We start from the raw sequence: 17,253 nt of genomic DNA on the forward strand, positions 1-17,253 counted from the left end.
CAGCGGAACAAGGAGCTTGACCATGCCCAGGATCGTACCCGTGCTTGATCTCGGCCGTCTCGAACAGGGCGCTTCCGAGCGGCGAACGTTTCTCTTGGACCTGCGCACGGCCGCGCGCGATGTCGGCTTCTTCTATTTGACCGGCCACGGCATATCGGCTGCGGATACCGCAGAAGTGCTCGACGCCTCGCGCCGGTTCTTTGCCTTGCCGGAAGCCGACAAACTGGCGATCGAAATGGTGAAGTCCTCGCAGTTCCGCGGCTACACGCGCGCCGGCGGCGAGCTGACCAAAGGCAAGGCCGACTGGCGCGAACAGCTCGACATCGGCGTCGAACGCCCGGCCATCGAACAAGGCCCCGGCGTGCCCGCCTGGACGCGGCTGCAAGGGCCGAACCAGTGGCCGGGGGCACTGCCCGAGCTGAAGCCGGCTCTGCTGGCATGGCAGACCAAGGCGACAGCGGTAGCGATCCGGCTGCTCAGGGCCTTCGCTTTGTCGCTCGACCAGACCGAGGATGCCTTCGATCCGATCTACCGGGCCGAGCCCAACCACCGCATGAAGATCGTGCGCTACCCCGGTCGCGACGCCACCGGCAATGACCAGGGCGTCGGCGCGCACAAGGATGGCGGTTTCCTGACGCTTCTGCTGCAGGACGAGAGCAAGGGCCTGCAGGTCGAATATGACGGTGCCTGGGTCGACGTCGATCCGCTGCCCGACACGCTGGTGGTCAACATCGGCGAACTGCTCGAGCTGGCCTCCAACGGGTATCTGAGAGCAACGGTCCACCGCGTGGTAACGCCACCGGCCGGTGTCGAGCGGATTTCGGTGCCCTTCTTCTTCAGCGCCCGGCTCGACGCCACGATCCCGCTGCTCAACCTGCCCGAGGAACTGGCGGCCGAGGCGCGGGGTCCGGCCAGCGATCCCGACAATCCGCTGTTTCGCAATGTCGGTACCAATGTGCTGAAGAGCCGCCTGCGCTCGCATCCCGACGTGGCGCGCCGGCACTATGCCGATCTTCTGGAAACCGACGCCTCACCGGCTGAAATCTTTCAAAACGAGAACGAAATTTCCGAATCTCGCGTTGTTTTAGAAAGCCGTTCGTCGCCATCTGCCGCGAATACGCGCATATAGGAATTATCGTTCGGCGGTTTCCTCCCATTCCACCGAGCGGTGTTCCCCTCTGAAGGTTCTTGACCTTCTTTTGGCCGGGCCGCTTTCGCGCCCGGCCTTTTTTATGTCAATAGCTCTTCTTTCTTCCCCACAAGGGGAGAAGGAAGAGGCGCCAGGGGACTTCACCCAAACTTCGGATCAAGGCTCCCCGACTTGTAGCGCTTGGCCATCTCGGCCACCGGCAGCGGCTTGATCTTCTGGGCATTGCCGGCGGTGCCGAACTGCTCGAAGCGCTCCTTGCACAGCTTGCGCATCGCGGCCATGGCCGGCGTCAGGTATTTGCGCGGATCGAACTCGCTCGGGTTTTCGGTCAGCACCTTGCGGATGGCGCCGGTCAGCGCCATGCGGTTGTCGGTGTCGATGTTGATCTTGCGCACGCCGTGCTTGATGCCGCGCTGGATCTCTTCCACCGGCACGCCCCAGGTCGGCTTCATCTGGCCGCCATATCTATTGATGATTTCCTGCAGGTCCTCGGGCACCGAGGACGAGCCGTGCATGACCAGATGCATGTTGGGCAGGCGGCGGTGGATTTCCTCGATGACGTTCATCGCCAGCACCGCGCCGTCCGGCTTGCGTGAGAATTTGTAGGCGCCGTGGCTGGTGCCCATGGCGACAGCCAGCGCATCGACATGGGTGTCCTTGACGAACTCGACCGCCTGTTCCGGATCGGTCAAGAGCTGGTCGTGGCTGATGGCGCCTTCGACGCCGTGGCCGTCCTCCTGCTCGCCGCCGCCGCTCTCAAGCGAACCGAGCACACCGATCTCGCCTTCCACCGACACGCCGCCCCAATGCGCCATGTCGACGACGCGCCGGGTGATGCCGGAATTGTAGGCATAGTCGGCCGGCGTCTTGCCGTCCTCTTTCAGCGAGCCGTCCATCATGACAGAGGTGAAGCCGTACTGGATGGCGGTGACGCAGGTGGCTTCGTTGTTGCCGTGGTCGAGATGCATGCAGACCGGAATGTCGGGGTGGATTTCGACCAGCGCGTCGATCAGCTTGGCCAGCACCACATCATTGGCGTAGGCGCGGGCGCCGCGGCTGGCCTGCAGGATGACCGGCGACTTGGTCTCCTCGGCCGCCTCCATGATGGCGAGGCCCTGTTCCATATTGTTCATGTTGAAGGCGGGTACGCCGTAGCCGTATTCGGCGGCGTGGTCGAGCAATTGTCTCAGTGTTATGCGAGCCACCCAATAGTCTCCCGTATCTGGTTTCAAGCGCAACGTCGCGGGCCGGCCGGTTGCCGGCCTAGATGCTTCTGGCCGGATTTCGCCAGAACCGCAACCGTCAGCGGCCATCGAGGCCGCAATTCTTGTTGCATGGCCGAAATTCGGTAGCCAGCCGGTGAGGCGCTAATCTCCCCCCATGAGGGGGAGATGGCCGGCAGGCCAGAGGGGGGCGGTTCGACTGGAGCGCTAGCATCATCTGTCGGTGCTGGGAGGTCGCGTCAGGACGCGCCGACCCCCTCTGTCGCCTTTGGCGACATCTCCCCCTCAAGGGGGGAGATTATCCGCGTTCGGGGAACATCGCCTTCAACCCTTCGCGCGAAGCCTTGGCCACACCGCGCTCGGTGATCAGCCCCGTCACGAGCCGTGCCGGCGTCACATCGAACGCCGGATTGGCCGCCGGCGTCGCTTCGGGCGAAACCCGCACCTGCGCAATCTTGCCGTCCGCCGTCTTGCCCCAGACCAGCGACACCTCGTCACCGGAGCGTTCCTCGATCGGGATTTCGGTCAGGCCATCACCCACCGTCCAGTCGATGGTCGGCGAGGGCAGAGCGACGTAGAAGGGCACCTCATTATCGGAGGCGGCGAGCGCCTTGAGATAGGTGCCGATCTTGTTGCAGACGTCGCCATTGGCCGTGGTGCGGTCGGTGCCCACGATCACCATGTCGACCGCGCCACGCTGCATCAGATGGCCGCCGGCATTGTCGACGATCAGCGTGTGCGGCACGCCGTGGCCGGCCATCTCCCAGGCGGTCAGCTGGGCGCCCTGGTTGCGCGGGCGCGTCTCGTCGACATAGACATGGACCGGAATGCCGGCCTCGACGGCGAGATAGATCGGCGACGTGGCGGTGCCGTAATCGACCGTCGCCAGCCAACCGGCGTTGCAGTGGGTGAGGATGTTGACCGGCTCGCCCGGCTTCTTGCGTGCCGCGATCTCCTTGATGATGGCAAGCCCGTTCTCGCCGATGGCGCGATTGAGATCGACATCCTCGTCGGCGATTTCGGCAGCGCGCTTATAGGCCGCCTCCGCGCGCTGTCCCAATACGATCGGCCTGAGGAACCGCCGCATCTCGTCCAGCGCCCAGCGTAGATTGATCGCAGTCGGCCGCGTCTTGTGCAGCGTCTCCCAGACCGCGTCGAGCGCTTCGTCAGACGGATCGTCCGCCATCTGGATGGCGACGCCGTAGGCCGCGGTGACGCCGATCAGAGGCGCGCCACGAACCCACATGTCGCGGATCGCGGTGGCGATGCCGGCAACGCTCCCGATCGTCTCGACCCGGAACTCGTGCGGCAGCCAGCGCTGGTCGATGATCTCGACCGAACGCTGGTCGTCGCTCAGCCAGATGGTGCGGTAGTGGCGCTCGCCGACGTTCAAATCCTGCTCTCCCGTTCGATCAAAGCGGCCAGATTATTAACCTCGTCCATGCCGTGAATCTGGCGCCGGTTGACGGCGATGTGACGGCCGAATTTCAGCGCCTTGGCCTCGCAGGAGGCCCGCAGATCCTCGTCCTCGATGGTCTCGAAATCGGCATTGTGGGCGAGGCCGAGGATGCGCCGGTGCACCTCGATGCCGGCAAAGCCCAAGAGGTCGGTCCAGATCTGGTGCAGCACATGGTCGAGCGCCTGCTCCGAGGCGAGAATGTCGCCCTGATCCTCGAACAGGCTCTTCTGGTAAAGCATGCCGGTGCGCTCGGTGCGCCATAGATGCGAGAACTCGGCGCGGAACACCGTCCAGGTGTCGTTGGTCACCCCGAGCAGATAGGCACGCATGGCGTCACGCTTGCCCTTCTGTTCATGGCCGCGCTGCGAGAAGTAGGACATCCAGAAATTGGCGAGCAGCATGCCGACGTCGAAGGCCATCGGACCGTAGAAGGCGAACTCCGGATCGATCATCCGCGTCTCGGTGTCGGTGACCATGATCGAGCCCGAATGCAGGTCGCCATGCAGCAGCGTCTCGGCGTTGGCGGCGAAGATATGCTTCAGCCGCTGCGCTTCGACCTTGAGGTCGCGGTCGGCACGCAGTTCGGCAACCAGGCCGTCGAGCTGCGGCGAGGTGTGCCGGTTCAGCTTGGCGTCGAAATAGGGATCGGAAAACACCAGGTCTTCCGTGATGCCGCAGAGCTCGACATTGTCGGCGAACAGCGCCAGGTCGGCCTTGCGGTCCTTGGTCGGCATGGAGAGATCGGAGCCGCGGAACAAAGTGCGGGCCATGAACAGGCCGATGTCGCGGGCAATATTTGGCAACTCGCGGCCGCCGATCAGGGCACGGCGCAGGATGATGTGCGGCGGCGCCAGATATTCCATGATGATCAGCGCCTGGGCTTCGTCGAAATGGAGGATCGCCGGCACCGAACCCGGCGCGCGCGCCTCTTGCCGCGTCAGCGCGTGATACTCGAAGAAGGAGCGTTTGAGCGGCAACGGCCAGCTGTCGCCGACGAGGCGAACATAGGGCAGGGCCTGCTTGACCACGGCCGCACCCGACACGCCCTCGACGATGAAGACGAGGTTCAGATTGCCGTCGCCGACCTCGCGCACCTTCCAGGCACCGGTATCGGGGCCGATTTTTGCGCACAGCGCTTCGTTCGTGCCGAGGCGCGATGCAAGCGTCTCCACCGACAGTGCTTCGAACGGCAATTTCGCAGTCATTCCTCACCCTCCCGCTTGCTCGCTCAATCATAGTGGAGCGATGGCGGTGAGGCCAAGCTAGGAAGCTGACTGGCAATTGTCAATCGAGTTGACAATTGATGACGTAGCCCATAGCGTCATGGTCAGGGAGGAAACGAATGGGCAATGATGCCGTGTTCCGCGTGGACGGGCTGAGGAAGTCCTTCGGCTATATCGAGGTGCTTGGCGGCGTCTCGCTCGAACTGCATGCCGGTGAGATCACCGTGCTGATGGGCGCCAATGGCGCCGGTAAGTCCACCCTCGTGAAAATTATCAGCGGCGTCTACGACCATGCCGGCGGCACCATGCACCTGGCCGGTCATGATTTCGCGCCGAACACGCCGGCCGAGGCGATCCGCGCAGGCGTCGTCACCGTGCATCAAAACATCAATGACGGCGTCGTCGCCGATCTCGATGTCGCCACCAATCTGACGCTGGATAGGTTGAGCGGCAAGGGCGCGCCGCTGCTGTTCAACCCCGGCCGGGTGCGCCGCGAAGCCAAAGCGGTGGCCGACCGCATGGGGCTCGCCATCGACCTCAAGGCCCGCATCAGCGATCTGTCGCTGGCCGATCGCCAGATGGTGGCCATCGCGCGCGCCATGGCGCACCAGCCGAAAGTGCTGATCCTCGACGAGCCGACCTCCTCACTGTCCAGCGCCGAGGCCGACCGGCTGTTCGCCCTGCTCGACCGGCTGCGCGAGCAAGGCGTCGCCATCCTCTACATCTCGCACCGCATGTCGGATATCAGGCGGCTTGCCGACCGCATCGTCTCGATGCGCGATGGCGTCATCTCAGGCGTCTTCGACAGCGAGCCTCTCGACTATGAGGGCGCCGTTAACGCCATGCTCGGCCGCAAGATCCATCTTGACCGCATCGAAGCCAGGAGTTCTGCCAAGCCGATCCTGACCGTCGATGCCTTGCGCATCGCCCCTGGTGCCCGGCCATTCTCGCTGACGCTCGGCGACGGCGAGGTCGTTGCCATCACCGGCCTCGTCGGCGTCGGCAAGACCGCGCTCGCCGAGACGCTGTTCGGCTTGCGCAAGCCGCTGTCCGGTACGATGACTTTATATGGCAAGCCCTATGCGCCCGCGTCGACCGGCGAAGCCATCGCCGCCGGCGTGTTTCTGGTCGCCAAGGACCGTGGCGAAAACGGCATCGTCGGCGGCTTCAACATCCAGGAAAACATCAGCCTGCCCTTCCACAAGCGCATGTCGCGCTTTTCAGTTCTCAAACGCGGCCTTGAACGCACTATTGCCCGCCGGCAGATCGAGGATCTCGGCATCGTCTGCCGCTCGGAGAAGGACGAGATGACCACTCTGTCGGGCGGCAACCAGCAGAAGGTGATGGTGGCCCGCTGGATGGCGCAGGACGCCCGATTGTTCATTCTCGACGAACCGTTCCAGGGCGTCGATATCTCCGCCAGGCGCGACATCGCCGCCAAGCTGAGGGCAAGCGCCAATGGCCGCGCCACGCTGCTGTTCGTCACCGAACTCGACGAGGCACTGGAGACGGCCGATCGCATATTGGTGATGTCCGAGCAGACCATCGTCGGCGAACACCGCAACGCCGATGTCGATCTCGACCGTCTGCTGGCCGAAGTCGCGGGCGGGCCGTTGCACAGTGCGGCCTGAGCCACGATGATTGAAGAACTGAGGGTTGGAATGGAGTGCACGGGTTTGAGTTGGGTATTGACGGCGGGCGCTGAATGACGCTGCGCGATTACGCTATCCGCTACGGGTTCATCGTGCTTCTGTTCGGGCTGATCGCGTATTTCGCCATCGCCGCCGACGGGTTCGTCTCGCCGCAAAGTGCCGTCTTCATTTTCCAGTCGGTCGCCATCACCGGCGTGCTGGCGCTGGGCGTCACCGCCACACTGGTTGTCGGCGGCTTCGATCTCTCGATCGGCTCGGTTGCCACATCGGCCATGATGGCGGCTGCCTATGTCATGGTGGTGCTGGAGCAGAACGTTGTCGTCGCTGTCCTCATCTGCCTGCTCATCGGCGCCCTTGTCGGCCTCATCAATGGCTGGCTGATCGTCTATATGCGCGTGCCCGATCTGCTGGCGACGCTCGGCATGATGTTCCTGCTCGTCGGCTTGCAGCGCATCCCGACTGAAGGACGCTCCATCGCCACCGGTATGACAATGCCGGACGGCTCGGTCGCCAACGGCAAATTCTCCGACGCCTTCCTGGCGCTCGGCCGCCACCGCTTCGACTTCTTCATCCCGAACCTCATTCCGGTCTCGGTGGTCGTGCTGATCGTGCTCGCCGTGCTGATCTGGTTCTTCCTCGAATACACACGCTTCGGCCGCATGATGTATGCCGTGGGCAGCAATGAACGGGCCGCCGAACTCGCCGGCGCGCCTGTCAAGGCATACAAGATCTGGGCCTACGTCATTTCAGGAGTTTTTGCCTCGATCGGCGGGATTTTGCTGGCCGCACGGCTTGGACGCGGTGACATCGCGTCGGGTAATAATCTGCTGCTCGATGCGGTTGCCGCGGCGCTGATCGGCTACGCGGTGCTCGGCGCCGCCAAGCCGAACGCCTTCGGCACCGCCATCGGCGCGCTGTTCGTCGGCATCCTGCTGCAAGGCCTGACGATGATGAACGCGCCTTACTACACGCAGGATTTCGTCAAGGGCGTGGTTCTCGTCGTCGCCCTTGTCTTTACCTTCGCCCTTTCCGGCCGGGGCAGGAGATAGAATGGCTGCCGGGACAGTTTTGGGTTCAACAAACGGAGGAAAGAACGTGAACATCACAAGACGACTTTTGGGGAAGGTCGCGCTCGGATTGGCCGGCGCAACAATGCTGATGCAGGTCCCGGCCTTTGCCGCCGACAAGCCGGCGCCGTTCGACAAGCCCGGCGTCAAGATCGCGCTGGTGCGCTATCTCTCGACCGGCGATTTCTTCCAGGCCTATCTCTCGGGCGTCGAGTCCCAGTCCAAGGCGCTCGGCATCGATCTGCGCGTGCTCGACAGCCGCCAGGACGCCGCCCTTCAATCCGACATGGTCGACCAGGCCATCGCACTCGGCGTGCAGGGCATCATCATCCAGCACGGCCTGACGGAATCGATGAAGGACGCCGCCCAGCGCGCGGTCGATGCCGGCATCAAGGTCGTCGCCTTCGACGTCAATGTCGAAAACCCCAAGATCCCGCAGATCGAACAGTCCGACAAGGACCTTGCGCGCCTGGCGCTCGAGCAGGCGGTCAAGGACAATGGCGAGAGCTGGAACGCCGGCTATGTCTATGTCGCTGGCATCGCGCCGCTCGACCGCCGCAACGAGACCTGGGTCGACGTGAAGAAGAAACATGCCGGCATCAAGGAAGTCGCGATGTTCGGCACGCTCGACAACCCGATCGCCAACTCGGTCGCCAACCAGGCGCGCTCGGTGCTGCAGGCGCATCCCGACATCAATGTGATGTTCGCGCCCTATGACGAGTTCGCCAAGGGTGTGAAGATCGCCGTCGACGAGGCGGGGCTGAACAAGAAGATCAAGATCTACTCCGCCGACATCTCTACCTCGGACATCGCGGCCATGCGCGAGACCGACAGCGCCTGGGCCGCCACCGCCGCCACCAACCCTGCCGTCGTCGGCCAGGTCTCGGTGCGCGCGCTGGCGCAGCTGCTCGCCGGTGAAGATCCCGGCCACAACGTCGTCGTGCCGCCGACGCTGATCACCCAGAAGGACCTGATCGACAAGGACATCAAGAACATGGAGGACCTGTCGGCCAAGCTGCCGCAATTCGCCCATGCCGATGTCGCCATGCCGGCCTGGATGCCGAACCCGAACGCGAAGTAGGATCGGTCGTCTGATAGATGCGAAGGGCGGCTATGGGCCGCTCTTTTCATATTGATGGTAAGCCTGCCGGCCTACAACCAATGGTCTGGATCGCGCATCCCGGGGACAATCGCCACAGCGATAACACCATCGGGCTGCGGCTCGTAGATGATGATATAGCGGTCTTCGACGAGCACGCGGGCCGTTGCGCTTAACTCGGGCCGTGCGCTGCCCATCTTGGGGTGCTGCGCCGCCAGCTCCAGTCTTTCGAAAATGCGCATCAACAGTCTGTCTGCTGCCTTTTCATTGTCGGCGGCGATGGTGTGCCAGATGTCTCGCAAATCCTGCGAAGCGCGCGGTGTGAGCCGATGGCTAGCCACGGGCGCGGCGTTCTGCCTTCAGGCTGCGAATGAACTCGGTGTGGTCGACAGCCACTGGCTTACCGCTGCCCATCCCGTCGGCATAGGCCCGCTTCAAGTGCTGGAGTTCGAGCGTGCGCAATTCCTCGCGCTGCTCCCATAAGCGCAGGGCGTCGCGGACAATCTCGCTGTTGGAAGCATAACCGCCACCTTCGATAGCGCTTTGCAGGCGAGCTATCTGCTGCGCGGTAAGGGATATGGTGAGGGTGCGCATAGGTTCGTTTTTCATACCCACATTATAATGCAGCCAACAAGATCTAACAATATCTGTTAGGAATCTGCCCCTGCATCATGACCGCCCGACGCGCACCAGCCACCGCGCCGTCCTCGCCATGCAGGCGTGCAGCACCGGAACACCATATTCGATGGCAGGCAGGTCATGCGGCGCCCTTGGCGGGATCGCCAGCATCCGCCATGCCCGCCCGGCGGCAGGCAAAGCTGCGTCCCATCAGACGGTGTCGCCAGCGCGCCGTCCTTGAAATCGCTCAGCAGCCATTGGCCTTCGCGGGTGACGAAGGTGGGAACGGAGTCGTATTTCGCCGATCCAGAGTACGCATGACATGGTTGCCGAAAGCAGCGAAACCTCATGCTCGGCGGAGCGCCCGCCGAACAGCACGCCGACACGAAGTCTCTTCGCAGCCATCGACAACTCCACCAAGGATCAGGGTCGGAGCTCGCATGCGAAACACAAGGCGCGCCCTAAAGTGGTCGAGCAATAGGCCAAGGATTGGAGTGGATTTTGACCAGTTCGAGCAGTTTTTCAGCACGACCTGCAAAAGCAGTTCTCCGCCTGGAGTCCTTCAGGTGGGAGAGCGGTTCGTCGTTTTGGTGAACGATGAACCGCTCCAGGTCTATGTCTAGCGCAGCGCTGCGGCGATGTTGCCACCGTCGACCGTCGTCACATCGGCGGTGGTGCGTTCGGCCAATGCTTGGTGCAGGAAGGCCTGCGCCACGTCTTCTGCCGTCACCTCCTGTCCGAGCAGATTGCCCGACATGTATTCCTTCTCCGACACGCCGCGCGCGCCGGAACGGCTGGCGATCATGGCGTCGGTCAACAGGCCGGAGCGGATGCGGTCGGCGTTGACCGCATTGGAGCGGATGCCGTGCGCGCCGTAGTCGAGCGCATATTGCCGGGACAGGAATAGCGTCGCCGCCTTCGGCACACCATAGGCGCCGAATTTCGGACCCGGGTTGACCGCCTGCTTGGAGGTGTTGAACAACAACACACCGCCGGTGCCCTGTTCCAGCATGATGCGCACCGCGTTCTGCGCCGCCGACTGGTGGGCGAAGAAGTTGAGCTCGAAACTCTTGCGCAGCAGGGCATCGTCGAGCTCGCCGATGCGGCCTTCCCAGGCGGCACCGGCGTTGGAGACCAGAATGTCGACGCCGCCATAGACAGCGACAGCTTTGTCGAAGGCGGCGCGCAGCTCGGCCGGGTTGGTGATGTCGGCGCCGACGCCGATCGAATTGTTGCCGGCTGCCTTTGCCGCCTCGGCCGCCCTGGCCGCATCGAGATCGACGACGACGGCATGCGCGCCATTGGCGGCGAACAGTTTTGCCGTCGCAGCACCGATCGCGCCGGCGCCGCCAGTGATCAGCACCACCTGGCCGGTCAGCGGCTTCGGCTTGTTGGAGGCGAGCTTGGCCTGCTCAAGCGACCAGTACTCCAGCGGGAAGAGGTCGGCCTTCGATAGAGGATGGAAGCTGCCGACGGCCTCGGCGCCGCGCACCGCCTCGATCCACATCTCGCCGACATCAGATGCGATCTTCGCATCCTTCAGCGTGCGGCCATGGCCGAACATGCCGAGGCCCGGCACCAGCGTCAGCCGCGGCATCGGGTCGAGCATGGTGCGCTGGACGTCGTCCAGCGCATCGTTGGTTTCGAAATAGGCGCGATAGTCGTTGGCGAAGGCGTCGACATGGCTCTTGATGACGGCCTTGTAGTCGCCAATCTTGTCGGCGTCTGGCGCCGGAACCGCCATCGGTCCGGTCTTGATGCGGATCGACAGGTCGGGCGTCGACACGCCGCGTCCGGCATAGTCTGCAATGCCGGCCGAATTGATGAAATCGACAATGGCATCCGAGGTGCGGAAGTCGCTGATCATGCGGTCGAAGCGGCCTTCGCCACGCGCCACCGCCACCGCGCCACGCAGCATCGGCGCGATCGCTGCCGGCGTTGCGAGCTTGGCCGGCAGTGCGGCTTTCGCTGCCTTCGGCTTGCCGTTCTTCGCCACATAGTCTTCGGCCACGTTCACATAATGGATCATGCGGTCATAGGCCTGCTTCGCAGCGTCGCCGAAGGTGAAGATGCCATGCTTGTCGAGGATCAGGCCTTCGACGCTGGGGTCGGCGTCGTAGACATCGGCGGCCACCTTGGCGAGGTCGAAGCCCGGCTTGATGTAGGGCACGTACCCCATCTTGTCGCCGAACACGGTCTTGATCAGCGGCTTGCTGTCCGCCTGGTCGACGATGGCGAGGATCGCGGTCGAATGCGTGTGGTCGACGAATTTATGCGGCAGGAAGGCGTGCAGCAGCGTCTCGACCGATGGATTGGGGGAGGCGGGGTCGATGAGGTTCGCCCGCTGCAGCGCCACCATGTCCTCGTCGGCGAGGCTGGCCAGCGCACGCGCCTTCAGCAGCGCGCCGAGCTTGACCGCCGGCAGGCCTTGCGGCTCGATCACACCCATGTCCCAGCCGCTGCCCTTGACGCACAGCACATCCCATTCGTCGCCGACGAGATCGGTGGCCTTGGTCTTGCAGGAGGTGTTGCCGCCGCCATGCAGCACCAGCCGCGGCTCGCCGCCGAGCAGCCGGGTCGTGTAGACGCGCAGCGCGAGGTCGCGGGCAACGCCCTTTTTCGCATAGTCGGCAACCAGTCTTTCCGCGTCGCCGTCATTCCAAAGGTTCTTCATGTCGCTATGTCCGCTTTGCTGTCTTTGATGTTGCTGTGAACAGGAGTGCCGCGACGCCTTGATGACAATGCGCCTGCTGCTGGGATTTCGTTGGTCAGGAAGCCTTTTTTGCCCCCGCACTGGCTCCGGCATGGTCGAGCAGCCGCCGCGCCATGCTGGCGCCGACGACGAGATGCGTGCAGAGTCCGCCGGCGAGCGCGGCGAGCAGCGGTTCGAACTTGCTGTCTTCCTGCACCACCATCAGCCGCTTTTCGATCTGGCGCAGTGACGACAGCGAGGCCGAGATGACGCGGCGGTTGTAGCTGCAGTCGAGCGCCTTGCCGGTGGCATCGATGATCTGGCCGGCAACGACGCCGGCGGCGCCCGCTTCGCGCAACAGCCCCATCTCGCCGGGGCTGAGCGCGCCGCATTTGACGACATGGCTGTCGCCATCGACGGTGCCGACCGAATAGAGCGCCAGATCGCAGTTGGCAATATCGGCCAGTTGTTCGCGGATCACCGGTTCGGCGCGCAGCCCATGCGCCAGCAATTCCGTCGTCAGCACCAGCGGCGCGTAGAAATTGAGGCCCTTGGCGTTGAGCCGCCGGGCGATCTCCATCGTGCACTGGTCGGGACGGTAGGAGTAGGGCGCGCCGAGATTGCCGCAGAGCTGCACAACGGTGACGTCCTGCAGGTCGGCATAGGACATGACGTCGGCGATGGTGTAGACGGTGCGGCCCCAGGCGACGCCGATCCGGTCGCCCTTCTTGACCAGTTCGAGAAAGACGCCCGCCGCCAGCACCGCAACGTCCGTCGAAGGGTCGACGACATAGGCATTCTCCGGCGCGATCCACACCGCATCAAGCTTGAGCGCGTCCTCGAGCTGGCGCGCAAGCACGTCGTCGGTGAACAGCTGCGTCGAGGTCGAGATGTTGACGATGCCGGTCTCGCGCGCCTTGCGCAAATACATCGCGACCGAGGCGCGGGAGATGTTAAGCTGGCTGGCGACCTGGTCCTGGCGCAGGCCATGGGCATAATAGAGCCATGCGGCCTTGTGGATAAGCTGTTCTGCCGGTCGGATCGCCATGCCGTCTCCTCGGCTGACATTATTCACGGCTCTCGACAAAAGTCAAACTGGCGTGGGTACACGATACCTCTTTGCCCATCGAATCTGGACGATCATTGCGCCAAATGTGCCCGGTCGGGAATCGCCGATGGTGACGTGGCGGGAAGCTGTGGTTAGAAGTTCTCAACAATGAAAATTCGGGGAGCACGGGATGGGCAGTCCCTACGAGCAGGATCTCGGCAAGAACGCCGCCAACCATCAGCCGCTGACGCCGCTCACCTATCTGGAGCGGGCGGCAAGCACCTATCCCGATCATGTCGCCATCATCCATGGCAGCCAGCGCATCACCTATCGCACCTTCTGGCAGCGCTCGCTGAAGCTCGCCTCGGCTCTGTCGAAGCGCGGCATCGGCAAGGGTGATACGGTGACCGTCATGCTGTCCAACACGCCCCCCATGCTGGAGGCGCATTTCGGCGTGCCGATGGCCAAAGCGGTGCTGCATTCGCTCAACACAAGGCTCGATGCCGCCGTCATCGCGTTCCAGCTCGACCATGCCGAGACCAAGGTGCTCATCGTCGACCGCGAATTCGCTGCTGTCGTCAAACAGGCACTGGCACTGGCCAAGGTGAAGCCGCTGGTCATCGACTATGACGATCCCGACTATGCCGCCGATGCACCCTATCCCAAGGGCGAGCGCATCGGCGCGATCGACTATGAGGCGTTCGTCGCCGGCGGTGACCAGGGCTACGCCTGGTCGATGCCCGACGACGAATGGGACGCCATCTCGCTCAACTACACCTCCGGCACGACAGGCAATCCGAAGGGCGTCGTCTACCACCATCGCGGCGCTGCCCTGATGGCTTACACCAACACCATCCATGCCGGCATGGCCAAGCACGCCGTCTATCTGTGGACGCTGCCGATGTTCCACTGCAATGGTTGGTGCTTCCCATGGACAATGGCCGTCCAGGCCGGCACCCATGTCTGCCTGCGCTGGGTGCGGCCGAAGCCGATCTACGATGCCATCGCCGACCACGGCGTCACACATCTTTGCGGTGCGCCGGTCGTCATGTCGGTGCTCATCAACGCCAGCGATGAGGACAAGCGCCACTTCCCGCAGACCGTTACCTTCAACACCGCTGCCGCGCCGCCGCCGGAAGCCGTGCTGTCAGGCATGGCCGATGCCGGCTTTGCCGTCACCCATCTCTACGGCCTGACCGAGACCTATGGCCCGGCGGTCGTCAACGAATGGCACACCGCCTGGGACGGTCTCGACAAGGGCGAACGCAGCGCCAGAAAGGCCAGGCAGGGCGTGCGCTATGCCGCACTCGAAGGCCTGACGGTGATGGACGCGGAGACGATGCAGAAGACGCCGGCCGACGGCGAGACCATCGGCGAGGTCATGTTCCGCGGCAACATTGTCATGAAGGGCTATCTGAAGAACAGGAAGGCGACCGACGAGGCTTTCGCCGGCGGCTGGTTCCACTCCGGCGACCTCGGCGTCATGCATCCCGACGGCTACATCCAGCTCAAGGACCGCTCCAAGGACATCATCATCTCCGGCGGCGAGAACATTTCATCGATCGAGGTCGAGGAAGCCCTCTACAAACACCCGTCCGTGGCGTCCTGCGGCGTCGTCGCCAAGGCAGACGACAAATGGGGCGAGGTGCCGGTCGCCTATGTCGAGCTGAAGCCCGGCAAGGTGGCAAGCGAGGCCGAGATCATCGAACACTGCCGCGCGCTGCTCGCCCGCTTCAAGGTGCCGAAGGCGGTGATTTTTGCCGAGATCCCGAAGACATCGACGGGGAAGATCCAGAAGTTTCAGCTGCGGGAAATGGCGAAGGGATCTTAGTTCCAGAGTGCAACGGCACGCGCAAGGTCGAGTTCGCGCACACCCTCTGTCACCATCTGTCACCAAATTATACGCGTACGTCGAATTCGCATTGACACTTCCCTCTTTTCGATTTACGACTGACGAAAGTTTAAATTCGTCACTCATAAATCGACAGAGAGCCATGTCCGAAGCCGCCAGCATAATGGCCGACTCCACCCGCCAGGAGAATGTCACCCGCATTCTCGACTGTGCCGAACGCCTGTTCCGGCACTATGGTTACGGCAAGACCAATGTCGCCGACATCGCCCGCGAACTCGGCATGTCGCCGGCCAACATCTACCGTTTCTTCGCCTCCAAGGTCGAAATCCACCAGGCCGTCTGCGGCCGCATGCTCCTCGCCAGCTACAACATGGCCTACGAGATTTCCCGGTTGCCGATCAGCGCCGAGGAGCGGCTGCGCCGCTACGTGCATGCGCAGTACAAGATGACGCTGGAAGTCATGCTCGACGACCAGAAGGTCCACGAAATGGTCATCGTCGCGCTCGAGCGCGACTGGGGCGTCATCGACAAGCATATCGACAGCATTCACGACCTGTTTGCCGAGGTCATCCGCGAGGGCATCGAGGCCGGCGAGTTTGCCGACCAGGATCCGGTCATCGCATCGCGCTGCTTCGGCGCCGCCACCGTCATTCTGTGCCACCCGCAAATGGTGGCGCAGTGCCTTGCCAAGACCAATCGGGCGATGCCCGACGATCTCATCGATTACGCGATCAAGGCTCTGAAGTAATAGCCGCCGCCCGCCGGGCGCCGGCGTCGACCGTTCATCTCCAGTCGGGAGTACGAAAGTGTCTTTGTCCAGTTCCATCATCCGCAAGCTGCCGGTCGCCGGCCTGATCGTCGCCACGCTCGGGCTCGCCGCCTGCAGCCAGGAGAAGACCGAGGTCCAGGACATCATCCGTCCGGTCAAGGTGGTCGAGATCGGCCAGGCCGAAAAGAGTCGCGAACTCACCTATTCCGGCTCGGTGCGAGCCCGTACCGAAATGAACCTCGGCTTTCGCATCTCGGGCAAGGTCACTGAGCGTCTGGTCGACATCGGCCAGCATGTGACGACAGGCGATGTGCTAGCCCGTATCGATCCCACGGACTATGAGTTGTCGGTCAAGAGCGCCAAGGCCAGCCTCGACGCCGCCGAGCGGCAGGTCGAGACGGTCGATCTGTCCCGCAAGCGCGCCGAACAGCTTTTTGCCAAGAACTTCACCTCCAAGTCGCAGCTCGAACAGGCGACGCTGAGCTACAACCAGGCGGTAGCGACGCGCGATGCCGCCCGCTCTACCCTTGCCCAGGCGCAGAACCAGGTCGTCTACACCGATCTCAAGGCGAGCGAGAACGGCATCGTCACGGCGGTCTCGGCCGATGTCGGCCAGGTGGTCGGCGCCGGAACGCCTGTGATGACCGTTGCCGTCGACGGCGAAAAGGAAGTGCTGATCGCGGTTCCCGAAATGGACATCGCCGCCTTCAAGCCGGGAAAGGACGTCAAGGCCAGCTTCTGGTCCGATGACGCGCTGGCGCTCTCCGGCAAAGTGCGTGAAGTCGCCGGCAGCGCCGACCAGCAGTCGCGCACCTTTGCCGTCCGCGTCTCGCTGCCCGACGACCCGCGCGTGCTGCTCGGCATGACCGCCAACATCGAGGCCTCGGTGGCCAAGAAGCAGGAGATGGTGTCGATCCCGCTCAGCGCGCTTGCGGAAAAGGATGGTCGCAAGATTGTCTGGACCGTCGACCGCGCCGGCGAGACGGTGCACGAGCGCCTGGTCAAGGTTGCGGAGTTCACCGCCGACGGCGTCAGCGTCGCCGACGGGCTCAAGCCGGGGGATGTCGTCGTTGCCGCCGGCACCCAGTTCATGACCGAGAATCTCAAGGTCAAGCTGACCGGCGATGCGGTCCAGGCCGCCTCTGCGGAAGGCGATGCCGCAAAGGCCCTGCGCTGACCGCAGGCATGAAGCCGGCTTGATCGTCGCTTCGGCGAAAGGGCTGGGCAAGCGAATTCAGGGTTTCCGGGCGGCGAGCGCCCGATGGTCGAGACGCCAAGATCGAGTTCCCCCGCATCGATCCGCGCGTCCCACCGCGATGAGTGTCTCTCCGCTCGGAAAGCCTCGCCGCCCGGAAGCCAGCATCGGAATATCCTAGCTGCATGCAAAGCGTATGCGCGCAC

General features: G+C 63.4%; 14 protein-coding genes and 1 pseudogene. 7 read left to right on the top strand and 8 right to left on the bottom strand.

What is annotated here, in order from left to right; translation table 11 throughout:
• Positions 1–22 precede the first annotated feature (22 nt).
• Positions 23–1,129 (top strand): isopenicillin N synthase family dioxygenase, encoded by a 1,107-nt coding sequence (locus NKJ18_RS09680; protein ID WP_352758167.1) that lies wholly within the window; start codon positions 23–25, stop codon positions 1,127–1,129.
• 161 nt (positions 1,130–1,290) lie between these two features.
• Here NKJ18_RS09680 and fba read toward each other — a convergent pair whose 3' ends face one another.
• The 3 genes from fba to mtnK form a co-directional block, all read right to left on the bottom strand.
• Positions 1,291–2,355 (bottom strand): class II fructose-bisphosphate aldolase, encoded by a 1,065-nt coding sequence (fba, locus tag NKJ18_RS09685; protein ID WP_023687044.1) that lies wholly within the window; start codon positions 2,353–2,355, stop codon positions 1,291–1,293.
• A 316-nt stretch (positions 2,356–2,671) separates the two neighbouring features.
• A complete protein-coding gene (gene mtnA / locus NKJ18_RS09690) occupies positions 2,672–3,766 on the bottom strand; it encodes an S-methyl-5-thioribose-1-phosphate isomerase (protein ID WP_023668575.1) in 1,095 nt (364 codons plus the stop codon).
• On the bottom strand, positions 3,763–5,037 hold the full coding sequence (gene mtnK / locus NKJ18_RS09695; RefSeq protein WP_352758168.1) for an S-methyl-5-thioribose kinase: 1,275 nt from the start codon (positions 5,035–5,037) through the stop codon (positions 3,763–3,765). Before mtnK ends, mtnA begins: the two co-directional genes overlap by 4 nt.
• Positions 5,038–5,174: 137 nt before the next feature.
• Between mtnK and NKJ18_RS09700 the strand changes: the two genes are divergently transcribed.
• From NKJ18_RS09700 to NKJ18_RS09710, 3 genes are all read left to right on the top strand, one after another.
• Positions 5,175–6,686 carry a sugar ABC transporter ATP-binding protein gene (locus NKJ18_RS09700; protein WP_352758169.1) on the top strand — a complete coding sequence of 504 codons (1,512 nt, stop codon included), beginning with the start codon at positions 5,175–5,177 and terminating at the stop codon, positions 6,684–6,686.
• Between the two features lie 74 nt (positions 6,687–6,760).
• Positions 6,761–7,756, top strand: a complete 996-nt coding sequence (locus tag NKJ18_RS09705; RefSeq protein ID WP_023668572.1) for an ABC transporter permease — start codon at positions 6,761–6,763, stop codon at positions 7,754–7,756.
• A gap of 46 nt (positions 7,757–7,802) precedes the next feature.
• Entirely contained in the window at positions 7,803–8,855 is a 1,053-nt protein-coding gene (locus NKJ18_RS09710) for a substrate-binding domain-containing protein (RefSeq protein ID WP_023687049.1), read from the top strand.
• 71 nt (positions 8,856–8,926) lie between these two features.
• On the opposite strand, the gene NKJ18_RS09715 is transcribed toward NKJ18_RS09710, so the two are convergent.
• The 5 genes and pseudogenes from NKJ18_RS09715 to NKJ18_RS09735 form a co-directional block, all read right to left on the bottom strand.
• Entirely contained in the window at positions 8,927–9,214 is a 288-nt protein-coding gene (locus NKJ18_RS09715; protein WP_023704831.1) for a type II toxin-antitoxin system RelE/ParE family toxin, read from the bottom strand.
• Positions 9,207–9,467, bottom strand: coding sequence for a ribbon-helix-helix domain-containing protein (locus NKJ18_RS09720; RefSeq protein ID WP_023704832.1), 261 nt, complete (start codon positions 9,465–9,467; stop codon positions 9,207–9,209). The genes NKJ18_RS09715 and NKJ18_RS09720 overlap by 8 nt, the downstream gene beginning before the upstream one ends.
• A 94-nt stretch (positions 9,468–9,561) precedes the next feature.
• Positions 9,562–9,896 (bottom strand): annotated as a pseudogene (locus NKJ18_RS09725) (D-alanine--D-alanine ligase A); the annotation flags it as partial.
• 214 nt (positions 9,897–10,110) lie between these two features.
• Complete coding sequence (locus tag NKJ18_RS09730; protein WP_023709180.1) at positions 10,111–12,165, bottom strand: bifunctional aldolase/short-chain dehydrogenase; 2,055 nt, start codon at positions 12,163–12,165, stop codon at positions 10,111–10,113.
• A 94-nt stretch (positions 12,166–12,259) separates the two neighbouring features.
• Positions 12,260–13,231: a sugar-binding transcriptional regulator gene (locus NKJ18_RS09735; protein WP_023684445.1), complete on the bottom strand. Its 972-nt coding sequence runs from the start codon at positions 13,229–13,231 to the stop codon at positions 12,260–12,262.
• Between the two features lie 190 nt (positions 13,232–13,421).
• Between NKJ18_RS09735 and NKJ18_RS09740 the strand changes: the two genes are divergently transcribed.
• The 3 genes from NKJ18_RS09740 to NKJ18_RS09750 all read left to right on the top strand — a co-directional run bounded on the left by NKJ18_RS09740 (position 13,422) and on the right by NKJ18_RS09750 (position 17,029).
• On the top strand, positions 13,422–15,062 hold the full coding sequence (locus tag NKJ18_RS09740) for an acyl-CoA synthetase (RefSeq protein WP_023684444.1): 1,641 nt from the start codon (positions 13,422–13,424) through the stop codon (positions 15,060–15,062).
• A gap of 163 nt (positions 15,063–15,225) precedes the next feature.
• Positions 15,226–15,831 carry a TetR/AcrR family transcriptional regulator gene (locus NKJ18_RS09745; protein WP_023668564.1) on the top strand — a complete coding sequence of 202 codons (606 nt, stop codon included), beginning with the start codon at positions 15,226–15,228 and terminating at the stop codon, positions 15,829–15,831.
• 58 nt (positions 15,832–15,889) lie between these two features.
• The gene (locus NKJ18_RS09750; protein WP_023692166.1) at positions 15,890–17,029 is read left to right on the top strand and encodes an efflux RND transporter periplasmic adaptor subunit; all 1,140 of its coding nucleotides are present in this window, start codon (positions 15,890–15,892) and stop codon (positions 17,027–17,029) included.
• The last annotated feature ends 224 nt before the right edge of the window (positions 17,030–17,253 follow it).

The organism is Mesorhizobium sp. M0217 (genome assembly GCF_040321955.1).
Taxonomy (GTDB): Bacteria; Pseudomonadota; Alphaproteobacteria; order Rhizobiales; family Rhizobiaceae; genus Mesorhizobium.